Raw genomic sequence first — 22,904 nt, 5'->3', positions numbered from 1 at the left:
GCCTCCTTATTATTTCAGATACTTTAGACTTGCCTCATCGATTGTGTCATTTAACTTCTTCATTTGTGCATCTTTTTCAGCATCTGACCAGTTAAAGTAACGAGCCATTTCATTGACAACGCCATCTTTAATATCGTTAATTGTGTCATGCTGGAAGAGCAAATGGTTGGTACGACGCAATAGATAATCAACTGGGGTTAACGTCATTTCTTCATCTAATGAATAGTGTAAGCTAATTGTTTCTGCTAAGCTCAATCCAGGAGCAGCATCGATTTTACCAATTTGGCTAAATACACGTGAGGCATTTGAACCAAATAAGTTAGCAATACGTTCTGCTTCTTCCTTGGATAATCCACTTTCAATACCTTGCTTTGCAAAGAATGAAATTGTTGCATCAACGTTGTTAGGATCGATGTCGCCACCTGAAACTTCAAGGTGTTTAGAATCGATTTCGTTGAAGTTTTCGCCAAAGTCTTTCTTCAATAATTGAGCAATCAATGCAATTGCACCTGCAGCCATCTTACGGTAGTCAGTAATCTTACCACCAGCAAGTGTAATCAAACCATCGTCAGAAACTTCGAGTGAACTACCACGTGAAACTGCGGAAGGATTTAATTTACCTTCTGATAATGTGCTTTCCAAATTATTGAGGACATCTTCAACGTCTTCGTGTGATGCTTCTTTCTTTTCAAACTTATCAACAATATCAATAACTTCGTCAAAACTCTTGCTTGTAATCTTTCCGGAGTTACCACCGTTGTAGTCAGAACTTCCATTTGAAGAAATCAATGGACGTAAACCTGCCCAACTTGCTTCAATATCATCGACTGTAATGTGAGCTTCAGGATAACGTGTGTTAATAATATCAAATAAGTAATCAATATCTTCTTGTTCAACACGTGGATGCTTGAAGTCACCTTTGTAGTCAGTATCTGTAGTACCGAAGTAAGTCTTGTCTTCACGTGGAATGACAAAGATCATACGACCATCTTGCTTACCTGAATCAAAGTATGTTGGTTGTGGAACACTCAAACGTTTGCTATCAACAACTAAATGAACACCTTTGGTTGGACGCATTTGTGGAACAACTTTTTGTTTGTCATCCATTTCACGAATAAAGTCTGACCATGGACCAGTTGTGTTGATTACCAAGTTTGCGTGAATATCAAATTCTTCATCATTAAGAAGATCCTTAACATGAACTCCATTTACACGACCATTTTCATCATGCAAAATGTGAAGAGCTTGAATATGGCTAACCATCAATCCACCATTTTCATGGGCCTTTTTGATGTTTTCAATTACCAAACGAGCATCATTGTTACGGAAGTCAAGGTAAACACCACCACCAAGCAAGCCTTCTGGTTTAAGTTGTGGTTCACGTTGAAGTACTTCTTCTTTTGAAATTGTATAGTTAGTAAACTTAGGATCTGTAACCCCAGCTAGTTGATCATAAAGGTTCATTGCAACTTTAACTGAGAACATGTCAAATGTTGCACCTGGTTCGTCATAAATTGGGAGAAGCATTGGATCGGGGCGTGGGATATGTGGAGCAACACCTTGAACAACCGCACGCTCTTTAACAGTATCCGAAACCACTTCAACATCGAAGTTCTTCAAATAACGGATACCACCATGAACTAATTTAGTGGAACGTGATGAAGTTCCTTCAGCGAAATCTTGCATTTCAATCAAGGCATTGTTCATACCCATTGAACTTGCTTGAATAGCTACACCGGCACCTGTGATTCCTCCACCAATTGTAAGTAAATCTAGTTTTTCATTCTTTAATCTCTCAATATCTTGTTTCCGACTCAAAATTGAAAATGCCATTATGCTTCTCCCCCTTTATTTTCTTTAAAACGAGCTTGATGCTTAAATACTCTTGTCGCAGCAACTGCATCTTGCCAACCAGCATATAAGTCTTCACGTTCTTCTTCGGACATGTTTGGCTTGAATACTTTACCAGCATTAACAATTGTCTTTAATTCATCTGTATCTTTCCAATAACCTACTGCTAAACCTGCTAGGAACGCAGCACCTAAAGCAGTTGTTTCCAAATCAAATGCCCGATCAATTTCAATTCCTAAAATGTCAGCTTGGAATTGCATTAATAAATCATTATTAGCAGCTCCACCATCAACTTTAATTCTAGAAATATCGATGCCTGAATCTTTCTTCATCGTATCGATAACATCACGTGATTGATATGCTAATGATTGAAGAGTGGCTTTGATAAAGTCTTCTCTAGTAGTACCACGAGTTAGTCCAAAGACTGAACCTCTAGCATCAGGATCCCAATATGGAGCACCTAATCCAGTAAAGGCTGGAACTACATAAACTTCATTGTTACTTTGTGATTCACGAGCTGCCTTTTCAGAATCAGGAGCATGTTCGACTAACCTCATACCATCTCTGAGCCATTGAATAGCTGATCCAGCAACGAAAATACTTCCTTCTAGCGCATAGTAAACCTTGTTATTAATACCATAGCCAATTGTAGTTAATAAATTATTTTTTGATAATTGCGGTTTTTCACCGGTATTCATAACAACGAATGCACCAGTACCATAAGTATTCTTAACTGTTCCTGGTTCAAATGCCATTTGCCCAAATAATGCAGCTTGTTGATCTCCAGCCATTCCGGAAATTGGAACTTCGCTACCATAGAAATGGAAGTCCTTCGTTTTACCGTAGATTGTTGAATTTGGTTTAACTTCTGGTAGCATGGCCTCTGGAATATTCAATAATTTAATAATTTCAGGATCCCATTTTAAGTCGTGGATGTTAAATAACATTGTTCGACTAGCATTTGAGCAATCTGTAACATGCGTTGCACCGTCTGTTAACTTCCAAACAATCCAACTATCAATCGTGCCAAATAACAACTCGCCTTTTTCAGCTCGTTCCTGTGCACCATCAACGTGATCCAAAATCCATCTGATTTTAGTTGCTGAGAAATACGCATCAACCACCAATCCAGTTTTCTCGTGAATCATATCAGCATGACCGTCTTTTACCAATTGATCAGCAATTTTTGAAGTCTGCCTTGATTGCCAAACAATTGCATTGTAAATTGGTAATCCAGTCTTTTTATCCCACACGATTGTGGTTTCACGCTGATTTGTAATTCCAATTCCTGCGATTTGACTAGGTTTAATCCCAGACTCTATAAAAGCATTCGCAATCGTTGACAAAACAGCGTTCCATATTTCGTTGGCATTATGTTCAACCCAACCAGGATGTGGGAAATACTGTGGAAACTCTCTTTGAGCATCGGCCACTTTCTTTCCGTCATGGTCAAAAATAATGGTTCGAGTACTTGTAGTTCCCTCATCGATGGCTAAAATGTACTTTTTTGACATTGCCACCCCTCCAATATTAATTTTTGTGTATTAGGAAGCGCTTCCAATTACAATTATCATTGTAGCAAGCTGTTTTTAATTGCGCAAAGAATTACACTTGTGAATTATTGCACTATAAGAAAAGCGTTCCGGCACCGTGGATAAGGTGCTAGAACGCTTTTTTTGCATAGCTTGTAGGATAGTTGTATTCCTCAGCTATTTTTTCAAAAGTATGATTTTTATTCAAATATTCAAATGCTTTAAAATGGTCTGGAAATTGTAACAACTCAAACGGATCCTCGAAGTCAATTCGATTTTGATCACAATACTTCTTTAACTCTCCTAGGGTTTCAAACCAGTCACAACTCTGATGATACTCAATATTGCTGGTTCTAAATGTTATCACATATTTATACACATTAACTCCGCGATTAGCAATAAGCATTGGTAAAACGCCAACTTGAATGTACTTAATATTATTTGTCCAAAGCTCTCTTGTCTGTTTCTGCCCTTGTTTAAAAACAATCGAAAAATCATCCATTTCAACTAAGAACTGTTTCTTAAATTGAAAGACACTATGGATTATTTTTTTAGATATACTATTATAGTCGTTCTTTTTGGGGATATAGACTCCATTAATCTTGAAAACTGGGTTACCAAAAACACCTTGATTAAAACGTGTGACTTTTTCATAGTCAATCTCTGGCATTGGTTTCAAATTAATTTTATGCATAATAATCCTTCCTCTTGCACTCTTTATTTTGATTTTACACCACTAGTCTTTCAGAAAACAGGACAAAATAAAAAGGACAAGCCTTTATCATAGCATTTCTGCCATGTTAGACTTGTCCTTTTTAATCATCGCATCTTAATCAGTTTCGTCTTCCTTTTTCCGTTTTTTCAAACCTACTAAAGTAAGAGCACTAATCAACATTGCAATTCCTAATCCAAGAGCAACAGTTTCGCTTTGTTGATCATCGCCAGTTTGAGGTAACTTACGAGCAGTTGCCTTATTTGGTGTTGGTGTTTCGTGATCAACCTTTTGGTTGTTAACAGTTGGTGTAGGAACCTCAGGCACTTCATGTTTTGGCACAATCGGTGTCTTAGGATTTTGGTTATTATTATTTGGTTGTCCTGGTCGCCCTGGATTCCCTGGTTTTCCTGGATTGTTAGGAATCTTAACATAGATTACCTCAACAACACCTGGTTCGCCTGGAATTACCGGAACAGTAATTCTATTATATCCAGGAATGTCTGGCATGTTGATTGGTTCACCTGGTTCGCCGGTTCCACTTACTGGTGGAACGTTTGGAATCTTGTGTCCGTTCTTATCAACCGGAACAGCCGTGTAGTTAACTGTGTAATACAACGTGATGTCTGTATTGCCATCAAACTTACCATCCAAGTTCTTATCTGAACGTTTGAAGGTATATCCATCAATCTTCAATTTATCAACGTTGTAACTATCGCCGTCTTTACCAGTTAATTCAGTATTGGCATGGATAGTCTTTCCGCCGCCGATATAGTGAACTGTGACCGTACCATTCTTAATAATTGGTGCTGTAATGGTAAATACTGCAGGATGCGTAATAATATTATAGTTATTGTTTGTACCGGATTGAACGTTAATTGCGTATTTTCCAACGCTTTCGCCAGTCTTACGAATAACATCATAGTTTACTTTATCACCCCTAACTAGTCCAGTATTACTATTCTGATTGAATGGTTCAACCATAGCTGACAAGCTTGGATCTTTTTGACCAAAGACCTTGCTGTTATCTTGAGCAGTAATAGTCAAATTACGTTTATTTACAATATAAGTAGCTTCACTGCCATCTTCTGTAAAGACATAATTTTTATCAACAGCTTTGATATGATCTCGTCCTACCCTCGTCAAAGCAACAGTGTAATTTGCAACGTTCTTAACATCTGTATTAAAGACTAAATCACCATTTTGCAATTGATATTTATCACCATTACTCAAAGTAACTACGTAATGATTCTTCACATCATTCACATTCACTGACTTACCATCGTAGATCTTATTATCAGTACCAGTGAGTTTAAATACAGCTGTAATTGGATTAATCGTTAATGATCCATCAGTAACAGTTACGTCGTAATTAGGATTATCTCCGTTAGTAACATTAATGACATAGTAACCCGCCATAATATCCTTACTAATATCAGTTAGCGAGTAAAGCACTTTGTCACCCTTAGTAGGTTGTCCAGTAACATTACCACTAATAACACCGCCATAAGGCTTGCCGTCGTAATCCTTGGAAACTATTGGAGCCTTTATCTTAACTGAAGCAGGAGTAATGACAAACAATCCATTTTGAATATCTTTAGCTGTAAATGAGTAATTCCCGTTAGCTTTTTGAATCTTATCGATTCCTGCTGCGCTTAGTTTAACAACATACTTACCAACATTTTGACTATTGATTCCACTAACGTCAAAGTCATCAGCAGTTAATGCTGGAATGACAAAATCTTTGTAGCTCGTTGGAGCTACTACTGTAAACGTACTTGGATCTGTTGAAGAATCACCATCGTAGACTTTGGTTGCTCCCTTAATAACAATCGAAGTACTTAATGGATCATTGTCCTTTGGGTTGCCAGGTTTGGCTGGCTTTCCAGGTTCGTTAGGGCCAGCTGGTGTCAATGGTTGTGGAGTGATGGTGAGTTTACCACTTACTACGGTTACCGTGTAATTTCCGTTTGCATTTTCAGTTGGTGTCACTGTAATTGGATATTCACCAACATTAATATCACCACTAATATCAGTTAGTGAGTATTTAGGATCAAAACCTTTAGCTGGCTTACCAGTAACAGTTCCTGAAATAGCTCCATAAGACTTACCATCGTAAGTCTTGCTTACAGTTGGCGCTGTGATTGTGATTGGTGCTGGAGTAATCACAAACAATCCATTCTGAATATCTTCAGCTTTAAATGAATAGTTCTTGTTAGCCTTTTGAATCTTTTCAATTCCGGTTGCGCTTAGTCTAACAATATATTTACCAACGTTTTGACTATTAATACCACTCAAGTCAAAGTCATTAGCTGTTAGTGCTGGAACGACAAAGTCTTTATAGCTTGTTGGTCCAACTACTGTGTATATACTTGGATCAGTTGAAGCATCACCATCGTAAACCTTCGTTGCTCCCTTGATAACGATCGAAGTACTCAACGGATCATTATCACTTGGGTTAGCGGGTTTAGCTGGCTTTCCAGGTTCGTTAGGCCCAGCTGGGTCTAAAGGTTTAGGAGTAATCGTATATGTTCCTTCGCCCGTATCTTGAGTAATGGTGTAGTTACTATCAACAGCCTTAACATGAGCCAAACCTGCAGCTGTTAATGTTACTTTATAACTTCCTACATCCTTAGGGTCTTTATCAAACTGCAAATCTCCATCTACAAGGGTATAGGTTAAGCCACTCGTTAATGTGATTGTGTACTTGCCTTTCACATCATTGATTGCTGTGGTCTTACCGTCATATACCTTTGTATCTGTTCCACTTAATTTAAGTGTGGCTGCAGCCGGTGTAACTGTATATGTTCCTTCGCCCGTATCTTGCGTAATGGTATAGTTACTATCAACAGCTTTAACATGAGCCAAACCTGCAGTTGTTAACGTTACTTTGTAACTTCCTACATCTTTAGGGTCCTTATCAAACTGTAAGTCACCATCTACAAGGGTATAGGTTAAGTCATCCGTTAACGTGATTGTGTACTTACCTTTCACCTCATTGATTGCCGTGGTCTTGCCGTCATATACCTTTGTATCTGTTCCACTTAATTTAAATGTGGCAGCAGCTGGAGTGATAGTCAAATGACCATCCGTAATATTAGCTGCTGGCAGTGTTGTCCCGTCAATCACAAAATCAGGGTTTGCTGTTTGGAGTCTTGCAATACCAGCATCTGAAAGTGTTACAACATAGCCTGGAGCTGCCTTTACATTTTGACTGTCATTACCATCGCCAGTTTGACGTTTGAAATCAGAAAGCTTCCAACCATCCTTAGGAGCGGCTAAGAAATCAGGTAACGTTACAGAGTGAATCTTGTCTGTAGATGGATTTCCGTCATAAACCTTGGTTTCATTACTTAATGAAACCGTGATATCACTTTGGACATAATTCCATACTAATGTTTGAGCTTGTGCTTTTTCACCGTCTGTATCCACACCAAAATCGTATTTACCATCTTTAAGTGAGTACGTTCCATCACCGTTATCTTTTAAATCTTTTAATTTAACGGTATTACCCATATATGTTGCTGATGCTACTTTATATCCCTTAACAACAGCGGAAGTTGCATTAGTAAACGCATCTCCTAACTTGCCATCGGTATTTAAAGTTAGCTCTGTCCAATTTGGTGTCTTAGTTGAATCAATTAACGCCTTATTGGTAAATCCTGACAATGACTGCTTTAAAGTGTTTTCAAAATTAATTTTGACCATAACACCTGAGAAATATGGAGCTATGCCTTCAGCTTTAGTGTTTGGTGTAACTTGCAGGTAATTCAAGATGTTTTGTAATGCGTTTTCTTTCGTTACATCAGCAGTTGTAGTAATTGAGACTGATACAGGAATATTTCCATCTTTATCTGATTTGCCAAAAGTAATGTTTGACAAGTTGATATATTTATCTGCATTTCCTAAATCCGGATGTTCTGCTACACCTGCAAATGAAGCTTGTAAACTAGCTAAAAATTCATTCAGTGCTTCTTTATTTCCGCCAGTTGCATTTAAATTGATAACTTGTCCACCAACATCTACACCTAATCCAAGTGCAATCTTAGCGTCTAATTTTTCGTCACTCTTGTAAGTGAAATTAAATGTCATGGTTTCATTATCATAAGTCTGATCATACTTGGTAGGGTCACTAACATTGATAGTTGCATTTTTGATGACAAACGTATTTTTTTCGACATCAAGTGGATCAGATTGTTCAATAACGTTAATGCTATTAACGCCATCAGTTAGAACAAAATGATTGATAAAACCATCTTTAAACATAGATGTTACATATGCTGCTTTTGAAGCTTCGTCTGCTTTGATAGTTGTCTTAATTGTTAAACTGCCATCTGCTTCTTTTGTAACTTCATTAGTTCTAGTGATTCCATCAGAATCTGTTGAGGTCACAGTCTCTAACTTGCTTAGATCTAATCCCTTAATCTTATCGGCAGGAATTTTTTGAGTAAATGAGATTCCTTCATAAGACGAATTTTTGTTATCATCTGTAATTTTAGGATATTCGGTAGTTGCTGGATAGTCAGTCTCATTCTCGTTGAAACCCTTCCAAACATATCCCAAAGTCTTCATATAATTATGATAAATAATATTGTTGATTTGTTTACCAGTTGCATCAAATTTCGCAAATAATACTACATCATCTGCAGTATCTGTAGTATTTGCACCCAAGCTGCTTGTATTAGAGTTGTCATAAATCCTGTAAGTATCATAAGTATCGTCATCTTTAGCAATAGTTTCTGTTGTAGTTGCATCCGATGAAGTGCCACCTAAATTAACTGGTGTTTCAAGGGTCTTTTCACCAGGTAATTCTTTGGTTCCATCAGGTTTAACGACATTCTTAACAATAATGTTAGATTGCAAAGTAAGCTTCAAATTGATACTTGAAATAGGCTTATTATCAGTAGCATCAGTAACAACCTTGCCGTCATCACCAACTGAAAGTGGTAAAAGGATTTCTGGAGTAGCGGAAGTAACGGCGTCCGGGTTAAACGTTACTGTTACATTCAAATCAGCATCAACTGCAACTTGGGTCACACCTGCAGGCCATGTTACTGATGCAGGCAAATCAGTTGGTGTGACAGTTCTACCCCTCATTGAAGATAGGAGAGCAGCAACTTTAGCCTGATCTTTTTCTGGTACAAGTTTAATCAAATCAGCATTCTTAAATTGATATGATTTATGATCGGTTGATGATAAGTCTGTTGAAGTATTAATCGTTTTATCGATTTCTGTGCGAACTGTTGAACTAACGACTGCGTCTAAATAAACCTTATCACTAAGGAATTTTTCAGTATCTACATTATCAAGGATCCCTTCCATTGACACGTGTAGACCGTTTGCTGTATAAATCTTTGCTTTTTCTTCATCAGTTGGTTTGTAAGTTAATACATTACCATCAATTGACCATTGTGATCCTTCAGGGAAGGTTACCTTTGTCCAATCAAAAATTTGTGGACCAACATTATGCTCTGTATCTTTCGTATTTGGGTTAAATCCATTTCTGTATGAATTTACATTTGATACATCAATTGTTACTTCATTCTTTGTAGCATCATAGTTAGCTACAACGCCTGTATCAATTGTATCTTTTGTTTTACCATCAGAAAGTTTATTAATAGCAACATATGGAATCGTTGCAGTAGCGTCAATTTGCTTACCAATACCATAGGTAACACTAACATCAGGGCGACCATCAGTTGCACCTTCTGTTAAGTTATCAGTCTTTTGATCTTGCCCATTAACAAAAGTAAGTGACATACCTTTATTCTTATCAATCTCATTATCACTAACAACTCGATTGTGATCAGGGACTAGAACAACGCCGTCTTTGTCTTCATTAGGCATCAAGATAGTTACACGTTGAATGCTTGGCATAAGAGCATCTGCATAGATATTTTGGGTCCCAGTTACATTATCTTCAGGATTTGGATTGTCAGTTCCAGAAATGCCCGCGATTGGTTTACCGATTAACCCTGCAGGAATAGTTACATCAATAAAGGCGTTTGCTTTAGGATCTGAGCTCAAAAGTTGAGTCTGTGTAGCTGTAAACATCCCTTTAAATCCATAATCAGCTAGTGATATTGATCCATCAGCATTAATCCACACATCCAAATGTGCTTTATCCTTATCACCAATTGTAGCTGATGCGTGTTGCTTATTAAGTTCCACGGTTAATGGGGTACCAGTCTTATCAACCGTACTTACTTTAATGGTACCTAAGCCATCATTATCAATTGTTATAACTTTAAAATAACTATCTTTTTGCGGATCAACTTCAACAGCGACGTATGCACCCGTGTGTTCATCGCGATCAGGAATTACTAACTTGTCATCTTTAAATGAATAATACTTAGTGGTTTCAAGGTCTTGATTATCTTTTTTGAGATTAGTTTTAACCTCTATTGATGACATAAAGCTACGACGATAGTCATATCCACTCTTATAAACATTATTGAACGCTCCGCCTTTACCGTCCTGCGGTTTAACTTCCATCAAAGTGTTACGTTGAATCTCTGTGCGATACTTAAATGTTCCATCCGAATAATCTACTCGGGCAATATGGATATAAACTTGGCTATTATTACCATCAACAACAGCTATACCATCATTATCTTCAGTATGAGGAGCTGGATATTGGAGTGTAAGCACATCGTTAATATTATCTGAATCTTTAGAAATAAGAATAGTACCGTTCTTATCTTTTACATCAGCAGTGAGCTTAACAAAATTACCGTCTTTATCCGTAATTAGCGTTAATTCAGTAGTTGTTCCATCACTATTGGCAGAAGTGTCCATTAAAGTCTTTTGGTCTGATCCGTCAAAATCACTCGTGCTTGGATACAAGCTTCCGATTAAATCCGAATGGTACTGGAATCGATATTTGGCATTATCGCCTGTTGGAGCTTGCGCCGAAAGACCGCCAGTCACCTTTAAGTTCTTATTTGCTGCGTTATAACCCGCCTCGAATGCAGCAGCAGCTACAGCTTGCTCATGATAGTAGGCGTAGTTAACAATATTTTGAAGAGTTGTTGAATTTGTCTTTTCACTTGCGTCTTTATCAATCCCCAATTTAATACTTGCACTTGGGTTAGTAATTGTTGAGTCAGACGACACACCAATAGATTTAGAATCATATTTTTGCCAATCGTAATATGCGCTGGCATTTAAATCAATTTTAGCAAGAAAATCTGGTTCTAATTCAACCTTAGTTGGGTCATGTGTAATTTGAGGTACACCATTATTATTAGTGGCTGACTTAACAATATCTTGATCAGCTTTATTCAATGCTTTTACAATAAAGCTTTCTGCTACGTCAGAAGTATGGTACGTCTTATTTAGCGTATTAAACACAGTGGTATAGATATAAGGACTCATCTGGTACCATTTACTATCTGTATTAATTTTCAGTTCATTTTCACCAGCTGCGGAGTTGATTCCATTTATCTGATTTTCAACAGCAGTTGTCCACTCTGCACGGGCATTAAACGCAACTTGCTTGGCTAAATCATAAACCGTATTCATGTAATGACCGGCTGAATAATTATCGTTTGAATCCGCGATAGCTTGCTTACCGGATACCGTAGATTTGTCAGCACCTTTAGTTGGCAACACGTTATACGTTGTGTCAATTCCGGATAAGACAGAAATAATTGCCTTGTCGATTGGATTCTCTTTAGAACTTGGTCCGGTGGGTTTTGATGCTGGTCCCGTTGGTACAAGATATCCATCAACATTCTTGTAATCAAACGAATTCTGGGCATTCGTTGATAAAGTAGCTGTATTTTTAGCTAGCCAAAATTTAACATAGCGATATCCATTCGCAAATGCGACTTGTAAGTCAGTATTTTGATAAATTGGGTCTTTGAAATAACCGGCATCTGTTAAATACTTAATGTCATTTGCATCGGTTGTTTTTGCTGAACCAGTAGCTGTTACTGAATCAACCCCAACGCCATAGGTAATATCAACTGCCATCCGCTTACCTTGTAACGCATCTAGGGCAGCTTGCTTAACGCCGGCCGCATAAACCCGTTTAAAGCTATCAAGTACCGCATCAGAAATTTTTCGGCCAAGGTTTAAGATGATATCTGGATATGTGACAGAATCTCCGTTAGCGTCCGTTAAAGAAAAATAGTTAGCTGTCCCATCACGTGGTGTGTCGTTTTCACCGCTATCTCTAAATACAAGTTTTTTGTAACCTTCCCAAAACTTGTCAGCCGTTGGCAATTTTTGAGAATTATCTCCTTTTCCTGTCCATGTTGTTGAGGCAAGCCCATCATCTTGACCCAACACGTACAATCCTGCCTGCAATGGTCGGTTCGTGTTGATATCGTCTTTCGGAGATGTTACACCATGTGGGTCAGCAGTTAACCAGTTAATGAAGTCTTGATAGGCATATTTGTAACCAACCGAACTGTCACTAGGTAACTGCGCGTCCATTTTGGTATTCAGAGTCTTCCAGTTTTCGTTTTTACCCTGGACACCATACATATAACTGGTAGTATTCGCTTTTGTTTCGGCGTCCAACAATTTAGTGTAATTATTATATGCGGCCATATAGCCTTGATACATATCCACAAAAACGCTTTGATAACCCTTTAAGAAATCATCTGAGTTATGATCTAATACTTTTCCAGGCTCAGCATCATAGATAAATAAATTATAGCTGTCACCGTTTGGGTACGAGTCATTGAGAATTGCTTTAATAAAGGTATTACTATTTTTTAAACTATCAATTGTTGCTTGGCTAAAGGTTTTTAAGAATTCACCAGAACCAGTCAGTGTCGGATTGTCAGGGTCTAAATAGGTTAAGAAGGCAAATGGATTCATGCTTTCACGAGGTACTCAGCCACCATTTTGGTCCCACATAGTATTACCAATTGAAATAAGTTGAGCCGGATTACTTTTCGGAATAAGTGTAAACAAATCATATTCAGCTGCCGAACGTCCGCCATCATATGTGTCAGGCTCTGTAGCTGTGTCTTTTTTAGCCACAAGATTAATCTTGTCCACTCCACTATTCTTGAGCACAAGTTTAGCGGCATCAATCTGAGTTTGAGTTACTGTATTTGGTAACTTAACGTCTAGATTATTAAGCGCATCAAAAGAAACTACACTACCCTTTGGTAATTGAGTAGTTAAGTTCTTAACAAGATCAGCATTTTTCTGACTTTGTTTAGCTTTAGTGTTTTCGGTTTTTGCATCTTTAACTGCAATCTCAGGAGTTGCTTTAGCATCGGCTACTACAGAAGCAGCTTTAGTCGCTACTTTTTTATCATTATTTTCTACTTTGTTTGGAGCGTCAGTTGCTGTTGATTTTACAGTCTTATTTTCAGTTTTGACATCAGTCTGACTATCACCATTATTATCAATTTTTGTTGACTGAGCCTCTTTTTCATCAGATGCTTTTGCACTACTGTCTGCATCAGAGGATGGTTTTTGATCATCCTTTACAGCCTGTTTGGTGTCTGAAGTTGCATCAGAAGAAACGTCTTTAGTAAGTACCGCATCTTTGGCTACATCAGATTTTGCAGCATCGTCATCACTCTTAACATCCGTAGCACCTTTAGTAGAAGTTACTTTTTGAGCAGCAGTGCTGTTTGTACTTTCAGCAGTATCGCTGACACTATCAGTGGCAATATTGTCATCCTTAGCATTTGGGTCGCTAGAACTAGTTGTCTGTTCAGTGGTTGGTTGCTGCGCATCAGCACGCACCATACCATTTTCGAGCAAACCAACACCCATACCGAATGCCAAAATACCGGAAAATAACCACATTTTTCCGGCTTTGTACATACGATAATGTTCTTTGGTGTTCATTTTTTCAATTCTTTCTCGCGTCATACATTTACCCCCATCAAAAATAAAAATCTAAGTTTCACTAATCTCAATACTGAATTGACATTTATTGCTATTTATTTTCATTATATTGAGTCCACTTAGACCTAGTGTATAAACATATACTAGTATACATCAAAGTGTGACCCTATTAACAGTATTCGTAGCTCATTTGACAATTTAATTTTAACAATTTTTGAAATATCTTTGAACCAATTTGCATTGGCTAAATAATTATTTACTAATAAACGTAATAATGATTTGGGGTGATTTATTTTAAAATAATGTATAAGGAATTGGCAACGAGCAATCGACTGGATTCCGTTAAAAACTGATACATATTTGGAAGAGTTTTACGATAAAAAAATTTATTTTAGATATTCTGTCTGTTGTGTCCATAGTATTTATGCTATCAAAGGTTACCTAGCTGGTTTATTTGTTTATTAACAAGACTCCTAATCATAAGAGCTACTACACCATTCATTAAAAAAATTCAGACAGCAAGTTTTTTTTAATATTGAACACAACAAATTCACTAAATCATGAAGAAAATATCCCAGAAAAGCTATAACAAGTTTATAAATGCTTATATACATTAAAATCAGAACCTTTATCTAAATTAATCAAAAAAGAAGAAACGTCCAAAATTTGGATGATTCTTCTTTTTTTAGGTTTGTGAATATTTTTTATGCCGCAGACAAGATTCGAACTTGCACATAGTTTCCTATACAGCGACCTGAACGCTGCGCGTCTGCCAATTCCGCCACTGCGGCAACAACAGAGATAAGTTTACACTAAATCTCCAAGTCTGCAAAGCTAAATTATTGATCAATCTTAACCACAGTACCATACGCATGAACAACCAAAAATTTTGGTGCCACTTGCATCTCAGCAATTTCTGTATTAAAACGCAATCCAATAATGCCATCACCATCCAAAACTTTTGCTTTACGCTCTAACTTCTTTTTAGCTTCTTCAAATAACGAATCGAACATACTGAACTTATCAATATCCTCTGAGGCCAACATAAGATGCGCTGTTGATTCCACGACTCCCTTAATTGTGTGACCCACACTAAGACCTTCTGTTGTCATAAACATAGATAATTCCTCCTACTTGTTTAAATCTTTAAATAATTTTGTAAAATCAGGATAGCCTAAGCCAGTTGCCTGGTTATAAATTGTGCCTGGCCGACCAGTATAGAATAAATTGTTATTATCTTTTGTATCATTCATTGGTGTAAATGGAGAATCATGATGCTTAGCTAAGCGATAAATTTGTGGATTCCAAAATCCAATTCGATGCTTCATCCCTGAATTCATAACCGCCGACATGGCAGCTACCTGAGGTGCCGCAACACTTGTTCCACCCACAATTCCACTCTGTTGATGCTTACGATAAGAGTTTGGATCAGACATTAACGCATTATAACCGGTCATTGGATCTGCATTAACTGCAAGATCTGGTACATTTCGGCTATCGCCTTTGCCTTGACTCGGAGTTAGAGCATCATTATAAGCTAACAATCTAGCACCTTTACTCTTATTACGCCACATCGAGACACCTTTATACGTATTAACACCTTTGATGCTCTTCTGATATGCAGGTGTATACGATAATTTACTAAAACCGCCACCGCCACCAACCATGTAACTATTCATCCATGATTCAGTGGTAAGGCTCTTCGGTGACTTAGCAAAATAATCGTTCATCATTGGATATTGATAATCCCATGACCAAGCACGTTGCTTAGTAACAACCTGATTACCATTATTATCAGTCAATGGTAATGTGGTTCCACCAATGGCCGTCATATAAACTAATCCGCTGGGAAAATCGACATCCTTCTCAGTTCCACCAAATAACATATCATCGTAGGCACCATTATCACCAGCTGCACTGAAATTACTAATTCCCTGAATGGCAGCTTGTTCTGCAACCAAATCCATCGCTTGAACATAATGAGCACTACTCAAATGATTTTTTTCTTCAAAGGTCGTTTGTGATTCACTCTTGCCCCAGCTATTAGACAACTGAGCCGTTTGATTATCACTAACAGCCTGCGCATAGGCATTTAGTTGACCTAAATCAGTATTATCAGTTTGATAGACTTTCAATTTAGCTGACGGAGCAATCGCACCTGCTGCCTCGATATCCATCGTAGTTTCGCTGTAGCCATCCCAGTTACCGCCATTCTCAATCTTTTTCACAGATAATCGACTAGCACTAGCTGGTACTTTTTCAGTTTTAAGTTTCCAAAAATCTAAAATATCTTGCTGATTAAACTTGGAAAATGTAATAATTCCAATCGTCTGTTTCTGACCTTTATGACCACTCTTATATAAATCACCAACATTGTAAGTATCTACAAATTTATGGTGGGAGTAATCCACAGGCTTAGACTGAACTACTGGCGCTGAAGGCTTCGGTGTGATGGGTTGCTTGGGTTGCTTGGGTTGCTTGGTTTGTTTCGTACTTTCAGTTAGTGGCGCTGACGAAAGTCCGACAATATCTAAAACAACTGATTTTAAATTCTTAGGTAAGGTTGGTGTTTTACTACTGGTAGTAAAGGTATCGGAACCAGCCTTGGCATACACCATTTGAATTTTAAGTGCTTTATTAAAGTCCCGCGTCTTACCCGAAACTCGTAAAATTACATTTCCTTTATAGGTGCTAACTTTTAAATGATTCTTTTTCAAGAAACTCGTAACTGACTTGAGAGTCTTCTTACTTGCTCCATATTTTTTGCCAAATGATGATGGTAAAAGATACTTACGATATTTTTTATTACCCGGCGTTACAGTCGCATAAATATCTTTTCTCAATTGCGATTGATTACGTGGTTTCATCACGAAATCGATTGCCATATTTTTACTACCAGCAACCGTCTTTTTCTTAACCGGTTTGGCTTTCTTTTTGATTTTAACAGTCTTAGTTTTAGCCATGATGGTCGAGCTAGTAGTTATTGTGTATCCACCTAATAATCCGCCCATCAAAAAAGTAACACTAAGGAATTTAAGCCTATTTTTCATCGTTCTTGACATCTTCATCATGCATCACCTGCATTCTAATTTTGACTTCGATATAAGCAGTTAACCCCATTGCTAAAAGGAATCCCACTACCCAAGCAAGAATCAATGGTACACCTGTAAGATGTTCAAATTCAGTTAAAAATACTAATAGTGCTGCAATAATTAATGGAATAATAATCCGCAAGGCTTTCAATAGTGTCTCCCCTAGTTTCTTAGATTATTCCTAGTTTAACACAAAGCGGTTGATTGCCTCAGCAACTCCAGAAACATAATCGGCATCAGTCACATATTTAGCAGCTTCTTTAGCCTCTTTAGATGCATTTGAAACTGCAACCGGCATCCCAACACTCTTCAGCATTGGTAAATCATTACTGTTATCACCCAATGCCATAATTTCATCTTTTTTAATACCAAGTCGCTTAGCTAACTCTAATGTAGCTGAGCCTTTGTCAGTACCGGCATGGTTAAATTCAGTGTACATATCAGATGAGAATGTCACGTTCAAATCAAAGTCGACCTTTGATAGGATAATATCTTTCATTTCACGGCGTTTCTCCATATCTGGATGCATCGTTAACAACTTCATAATTGAATCATTTTTAAAACGATTTAAATTCTCATCATCCGTGTATTTCAGATCAACACCACGAGTCTTTAAATACTCTGCATCTTCTTGTTGAACATTGTAAATATATACATCATTTAAAGTGTAAATATGAGTGTCGTAATCTTTATACTGTCGTGTAATATCAAAAATTTGAGAGGCTTGTTCAAATGTTAGACCGTTGGTAGCTAAAACTTTTTGATTTTTATTTTCTACAATGGCTCCCCCATTAAATGAAATTACATATTGATCTGGTAAGTCATATAAATCTAATTTTTTTAATAATGGTTGAACTGAAGCAAATCCACGACCTGTATTTGGAACAAATTTAACTCCTGCTTCACGGGCCTTTCGAATCGCAATTTTATTGGTTTCTGAGATGCTACCGTCCGCACCCAATAAAGTTTCATCTAAATCACTAACTATTAATTTAATCATAATAACCCTCACTTCTCTTAATAGTTATAGCCTATCGAACTTTGCAAGCCTTTTCAATGCTTTCATTTCAAAAGAAACACTTTATTGATAAAAAACAAAATGCTGATAAATAATGATAGAATCAACGTTTCACTTTGTGATTTTGAAATTAAGCACATCCCAATTTGAAATACAATATGTTGTATCAAAAAAAATCGTGCTATACTAGATTTCGACAAAAAAATTAAAGAGGGGCCTTACATGGTGATTATTACAGCAGGAATGATTGGTGTTGGAAAAACGACGCTTACGGGAAAAATTGCAGATTTTTATGGTTCAAAAGCTTTTTTTGAACCAGTTGGAGATAACCCAGTTTTACCACTATATTATTCAGACCAAAAGAGTTATGGATTTTTACTACAAATTTACTTCTTAAACAAACGTTTTAAAATGATCAAAAATGCCCTAGCTGATGATAACAACGTGCTAGACCGTTCCATTTATGAAGATGCCCTCTTCACTCGTGAAAACAACAAAGAAGGCAATATTACTGATACAGAATTTGAAGTTTACATGAATCTCTTAGATAACATGATGAGCGAATTAAAAAACCTTCCTAAGAAGGCTCCTGACTTGATGGTTTACGCTGAAACTGACTTCGATACAATTCTTTACCGGATCAAGAAACGTGGTCGTGATTACGAACAATTCGAAGACAATCCTGAATTGGAATCATACTACTACAAAATGTGGACAGCCTACAAAGACTGGTATGAAGAATACGATGCTGGTCCAAAGATGAAGATTGATTTACAAAAATACGATCTAACTAAAGAAGAAAACGTTAATATCATTTTGCACCAAATTGATAACGAATTAAAAAAGACTCGTATCAACGAGCCTTCTGATATTACTGAAGCAATGTAATTACTGAGCGAATTAGACCTAAACGTCTAGTTCGCTTTTTTGTTCCTTAATCACAATAACATCTACATTTGCGTGTTCTACAATGTAACTAGCTGTGGACCCAATCAAGACTTGCGCAACCCGACCGAGACCAGTAGAACCAATGATAATTAATCCGACGTGTTCTTCTTTTGGTAAATTATAAGTCAGTTCATCACGTGGGTTACCAATTACTAAACGGGTTTCAACTTCCTTTACACCACCCTCACTTTCAGCAACTTGTTTTAAACGACTTAGTTCTTTAGCCTTTTGTTCTAGTGCCTTTTTGTTGTCACCATCAGCCTGAATAACACCGAAACCTAACGCTACACTTTCAGTATTTACATATTGAGGTTTAACTACCATTGCAATAATTAACTTTGTATTATTTCGTTTCGCAATTTGTTGAGCTCGATCAAACGCAATCATCGATTGTGGAGAACCATCGTAACCAAACAAAACATTTTGATAACTAATCATAATATCCACCTCTTTCATGTTCATTATAGCAAGCGGTTACATAGAACTAAAATTTCACGCTTATCTGCTATAATAAATTCAGTTGGAGATGATTTATATGATTGAAATCACAAAAAATTATTTAAAAGATATTTGGCCCAAGCGTCCACTTAATAGTCATAAAGGTACTTTTGGACGAGTGTTAATTATTGCTGGCAACAAGCAGTTTGGTGGTGCAGGAATTCTTTCTGCCACTGCTGCTGTTTATTCTGGTGCAGGTTTAGTAACCCTAGCCACGGATCCAATCAATATTAGTGCTGTCCGTGCTTCATTACCTGAAGCAATGGTAATTGATTATCAAAACCATGATATGTTATTAGCATTGATCAGTAATACCAGCGTAGTTGTAATTGGCCCTGGTTTAGGCACCGACGAAACTGCCAGCTCTATATTTCAATTCACATTAGATAATATTCCAGCTAGTACCCCACTGATCATTGATGGTTCCGCCATTGACCTATTGGCTACCAAATCATTCAAATTTGAACATCAGCCAACCATTGTCACTCCTCATCAAATGGAATGGCAACGATTATCAGAAATTAAGATTGCCGAGCAACAACCATCAACAAATCAAAAATTAGCCGATAAATTGAATCTCCATGTTGTTCTCAAACATCCTGAAACTGAAATTTATAGCAATCAAAAAATATACCAAATTAAAGCAGGAAATCCCGGAATGGCAACTGGTGGCATGGGCGATACCCTCACCGGCATCTTATCAACTATGATTTGTCAGATTCCTAATCTATCAAATGCTTTAATAGCAGGAACATTTTTACACAGTTACACTGCAGATCTAATTTATCAAACTGATGCAGTCGTAATCCCTCATCGCCTTAGTCATGCATTACCCAAAACTTTAAAAAAATTGATGCCGTAAAAAAAATGACCAACTCTTCCATGAGCTGGTCATTTTATTATTCTTCCCCAAGTGCTTCCAATTCTTCATCAGTTAACGCGCGATAATTTCCAGGGATTACTCCGGAGTCCAAAGTCAGTGGTCCAAAAGCGACTCGCCGTAATCCAACTACTCGTTCACCAGTTGCACCGAACATCCGCCGCACCTGGTGATACTTACCTTCAGTAATCTTAATTTGAACTGTTGTTTGATTTTCTAATTCAGAATATGACAAGATTTCTAATTCAGCAGCTTTTAGTTTAGTGCCGTCCTTCAAGGTGACCCCATCTTTAAATTCCTGAATAACACTTTCATCCATATTACCAGTCACTACTGCGTGATAAACCTTCGTCACATGGTGTTCTGGGGATAACAAGCGATGTGCCATATTGCCATTATTAGTTATCAGCAATAATCCTTCTGTATCTTTGTCTAAACGACCAACCGGAAATAAATCGGAGCGATAATCCACTTTATTAAATAAATCCATGACCGTTTTTTGCTTACGATCTTCAGTAGCAGTTAAAACGCCAATCGGTTTATTTAAAACATAATAGAAGAACTCTTGGTACTTAACTTCTTCATTTTTAACCGTAACTAAATCTACTTCTGGAACTACTTTTACTCGACCAGTTTTAACTAGTTCACCATTAACTGCTACATAACCATCACGAACTAGTTTACGAATCTGAGTACGAGTTCCTAAGTTCATATCATGTAAAAATTTGTCTACTCGCATAATTTCTCCTATCTAATGTGCAATAAGCTGCGAATGCGTGCCACTCGACCACCTAGCATTTGATCGGCTACACGACTCTTCAATGAACAATACAAATAGAAGAATCCACCTAACATAGCTGCAATAACAACTACAACTAAAGCTTGAACTTTACTATTAGGATCCATGACCATATATAATCCCTTTGTTGCTAACCAAGCAATGATAAATGTACCAATTGAGTAAAGTAAAATCTTGCTCAAATTCTGATTAATCTTAAAATAATTAATTCCGTATTCACGGTTGATATGTCGTAAAATCAACCAGTTTACAAAGGCAAATCCGACACCAGTTGAAATTAATGAACCAATAGCTGAAAATAACATAACAGCCGGAATCTGAATAATAAACTTGACAATTGTTCCGTAAGCAAAATATTTAACTGCTAAAACATTTTCTCCGATACCTTGCATGATGGCGGAAATAACCGTGAATAATCCTAAAATAATAGCCATGTATGAACTAAACTCTAGGATGGATGTTCCAACCGCACTCAAGTGATAGAACAATGTATATGCAGGTTGTGCCACAGCGGCCATCCCTAGTGCAGAAGGAATCATAACGAATGAGAATAACAAAATTGCATCCGTTACTTGTTTACTGATACCTTCGCAATCACCACGAGTTTTAGCTTCTGATAATAACGGAACCGAAGTAACCGCCATGGCTGAAGCTAACGAAATAACAATCATAATCAATTTGTTAGCATTGAACGAGAACATCGCATACATCGTGTTTAAAACTTCACTTGAATAATTACCAACAAAATTCATAATTCTAAAGAACGTATATTGATCAATTAATTGGAAAATTGTAATTGCTGAACCAATAATGATGAACGGTACAGCCTGAGCAATAATTTCCTTATATAATGATCCAGTTGAAACAACTAAATCGTTTTTACTTTGTTTAGCTAAAGTACCCAAACGCTTGCGATATTTTAGGAAATACCAACCTAAAACTAGGAACCCACCTAATGCTCCAATAAAAGCGGCAAAGGTTGATTGAGAAACTGCAAAGACCCAATCACCCTTGTGAACACCCATAATAAGATATGCTGATACCAACATATAGCCTACACGAGCTAATTGTTCAACAAATTGAGAAACTGCAGAGGGTCCCATTTCTTGATAACCTTGGAAGAATCCACGTGTCAAACTCATCGTTGGGATAATTAGAACCGCCCATGCCAAAGCATGTAAGACCACGGTCACATTTGGATCTCCATCATTTAATAATGGTGCGCCAAAGAATAAAATAGCAGCACACACAATTCCAGTTACAATGGATAGTAACAATCCTCGTTTATAGAGTCTTTGTCCTAATGCGAATTCGTTCATCGCATTGTAATGTGAAACCTGCTTTGCAATTGCAGATGGAATTCCAGCAATTGCAGCAATCAGAAAGAAACTATAAATATTATATCCTTTAGTATACAGGGCATTAGCTTGGTTACTATAGATACCAAACCAGATTACCCATGGAATAATATAAACCGCTCCGAGAATTCTAGAAAAGATACTACCAGCGGTCATCCAAATTGATCCTTCTAACATTTGTGACTGAGATGAAGTCGTTTTCTTCCCCGCCCGTAACGGTTGTGAACCAATATAATCTAGTTCCTCTTCTTCAGTTGATTCTTTTGGCTGTTCTGCCATATTTTTCCCTACTTTCGCTAAGTCAATCCTCCCTATTTTAATATAAATACACACGAATAATCAATAAAATTTGAGAGAATCAAAAAGGAATGTCGAACATAAATGATAATGTCCA

At 37.2% G+C, this 22,904-nt stretch carries 14 protein-coding genes and 1 tRNA gene; 2 read left to right on the top strand and 13 right to left on the bottom strand.

Annotated features, from left to right (window positions below):
• Nucleotides 1–9: 9 nt before the first annotated feature.
• From glpO to IV88_RS02695, 10 genes are all read right to left on the bottom strand, one after another.
• On the bottom strand, nt 10–1,833 hold the full coding sequence (gene glpO, locus IV88_RS02740; RefSeq protein WP_057798490.1) for a type 1 glycerol-3-phosphate oxidase: 1,824 nt from the start codon (nt 1,831–1,833) through the stop codon (nt 10–12).
• A complete protein-coding gene (glpK, locus tag IV88_RS02735) occupies nt 1,833–3,365 on the bottom strand; it encodes a glycerol kinase GlpK (RefSeq protein WP_057798488.1) in 1,533 nt (510 codons plus the stop codon). The genes glpO and glpK overlap by 1 nt, the downstream gene beginning before the upstream one ends.
• A 148-nt stretch (nt 3,366–3,513) precedes the next feature.
• Nucleotides 3,514–4,077 carry a hypothetical protein gene (locus IV88_RS02730; RefSeq protein WP_057798486.1) on the bottom strand — a complete coding sequence of 188 codons (564 nt, stop codon included), beginning with the start codon at nt 4,075–4,077 and terminating at the stop codon, nt 3,514–3,516.
• Nucleotides 4,078–4,212: 135 nt separating this feature from the next.
• Nucleotides 4,213–12,927, bottom strand: coding sequence for an MBG domain-containing protein (locus IV88_RS02725; RefSeq protein ID WP_057798484.1), 8,715 nt, complete (start codon nt 12,925–12,927; stop codon nt 4,213–4,215).
• Nucleotides 12,928–12,942: 15 nt separating this feature from the next.
• Complete coding sequence (locus IV88_RS02720; protein ID WP_057798483.1) at nt 12,943–13,941, bottom strand: KxYKxGKxW signal peptide domain-containing protein; 999 nt, start codon at nt 13,939–13,941, stop codon at nt 12,943–12,945.
• A 683-nt stretch (nt 13,942–14,624) separates the two neighbouring features.
• Nucleotides 14,625–14,708 (bottom strand) — tRNA-Leu (locus tag IV88_RS02715).
• Between the two features lie 48 nt (nt 14,709–14,756).
• Nucleotides 14,757–15,035, bottom strand: coding sequence for a heavy metal-binding domain-containing protein (locus tag IV88_RS02710; RefSeq protein WP_057798481.1), 279 nt, complete (start codon nt 15,033–15,035; stop codon nt 14,757–14,759).
• A gap of 12 nt (nt 15,036–15,047) precedes the next feature.
• Nucleotides 15,048–16,988: a S53 family peptidase gene (locus IV88_RS02705; protein ID WP_083486825.1), complete on the bottom strand. Its 1,941-nt coding sequence runs from the start codon at nt 16,986–16,988 to the stop codon at nt 15,048–15,050.
• Nucleotides 16,957–17,160, bottom strand: a complete 204-nt coding sequence (locus IV88_RS02700; protein ID WP_057798477.1) for a hypothetical protein — start codon at nt 17,158–17,160, stop codon at nt 16,957–16,959. The genes IV88_RS02705 and IV88_RS02700 overlap by 32 nt, the downstream gene beginning before the upstream one ends.
• 30 nt (nt 17,161–17,190) lie before the next feature.
• Nucleotides 17,191–18,009 (bottom strand): Cof-type HAD-IIB family hydrolase, encoded by an 819-nt coding sequence (locus IV88_RS02695; protein ID WP_057798475.1) that lies wholly within the window; start codon nt 18,007–18,009, stop codon nt 17,191–17,193.
• A 240-nt stretch (nt 18,010–18,249) separates the two neighbouring features.
• On the opposite strand from IV88_RS02695, the gene IV88_RS02690 reads away from it, so the two are divergent.
• Nucleotides 18,250–18,915, top strand: coding sequence for a deoxynucleoside kinase (locus tag IV88_RS02690; protein WP_057798474.1), 666 nt, complete (start codon nt 18,250–18,252; stop codon nt 18,913–18,915).
• Nucleotides 18,916–18,933: 18 nt separating this feature from the next.
• Here the strand turns inward: IV88_RS02690 and IV88_RS02685 are convergent, their stop codons facing one another.
• Nucleotides 18,934–19,413, bottom strand: coding sequence for a universal stress protein (locus IV88_RS02685; RefSeq protein ID WP_210726793.1), 480 nt, complete (start codon nt 19,411–19,413; stop codon nt 18,934–18,936).
• Nucleotides 19,414–19,510: 97 nt separating this feature from the next.
• Between IV88_RS02685 and IV88_RS02680 the strand changes: the two genes are divergently transcribed.
• Entirely contained in the window at nt 19,511–20,335 is an 825-nt protein-coding gene (locus IV88_RS02680; RefSeq protein WP_057798472.1) for an NAD(P)H-hydrate dehydratase, read from the top strand.
• Between the two features lie 37 nt (nt 20,336–20,372).
• Here IV88_RS02680 and IV88_RS02675 read toward each other — a convergent pair whose 3' ends face one another.
• Complete coding sequence (locus IV88_RS02675) at nt 20,373–21,092, bottom strand: pseudouridine synthase (RefSeq protein WP_057798470.1); 720 nt, start codon at nt 21,090–21,092, stop codon at nt 20,373–20,375.
• An 8-nt stretch (nt 21,093–21,100) separates the two neighbouring features.
• Nucleotides 21,101–22,789, bottom strand: a complete 1,689-nt coding sequence (locus IV88_RS02670) for a putative polysaccharide biosynthesis protein (RefSeq protein WP_057798468.1) — start codon at nt 22,787–22,789, stop codon at nt 21,101–21,103.
• Nucleotides 22,790–22,904: the final 115 nt, after the last annotated feature.

Origin of the sequence: Pediococcus argentinicus (assembly GCF_001437605.1) — a bacterium.
In the GTDB taxonomy this organism is placed as follows: Bacteria; Bacillota; Bacilli; order Lactobacillales; family Lactobacillaceae; genus Pediococcus; species Pediococcus argentinicus.
The sequence above is the reverse complement of the archived record's forward strand: the minus strand, read 5'-3'. Positions and strand labels throughout refer to the sequence as shown.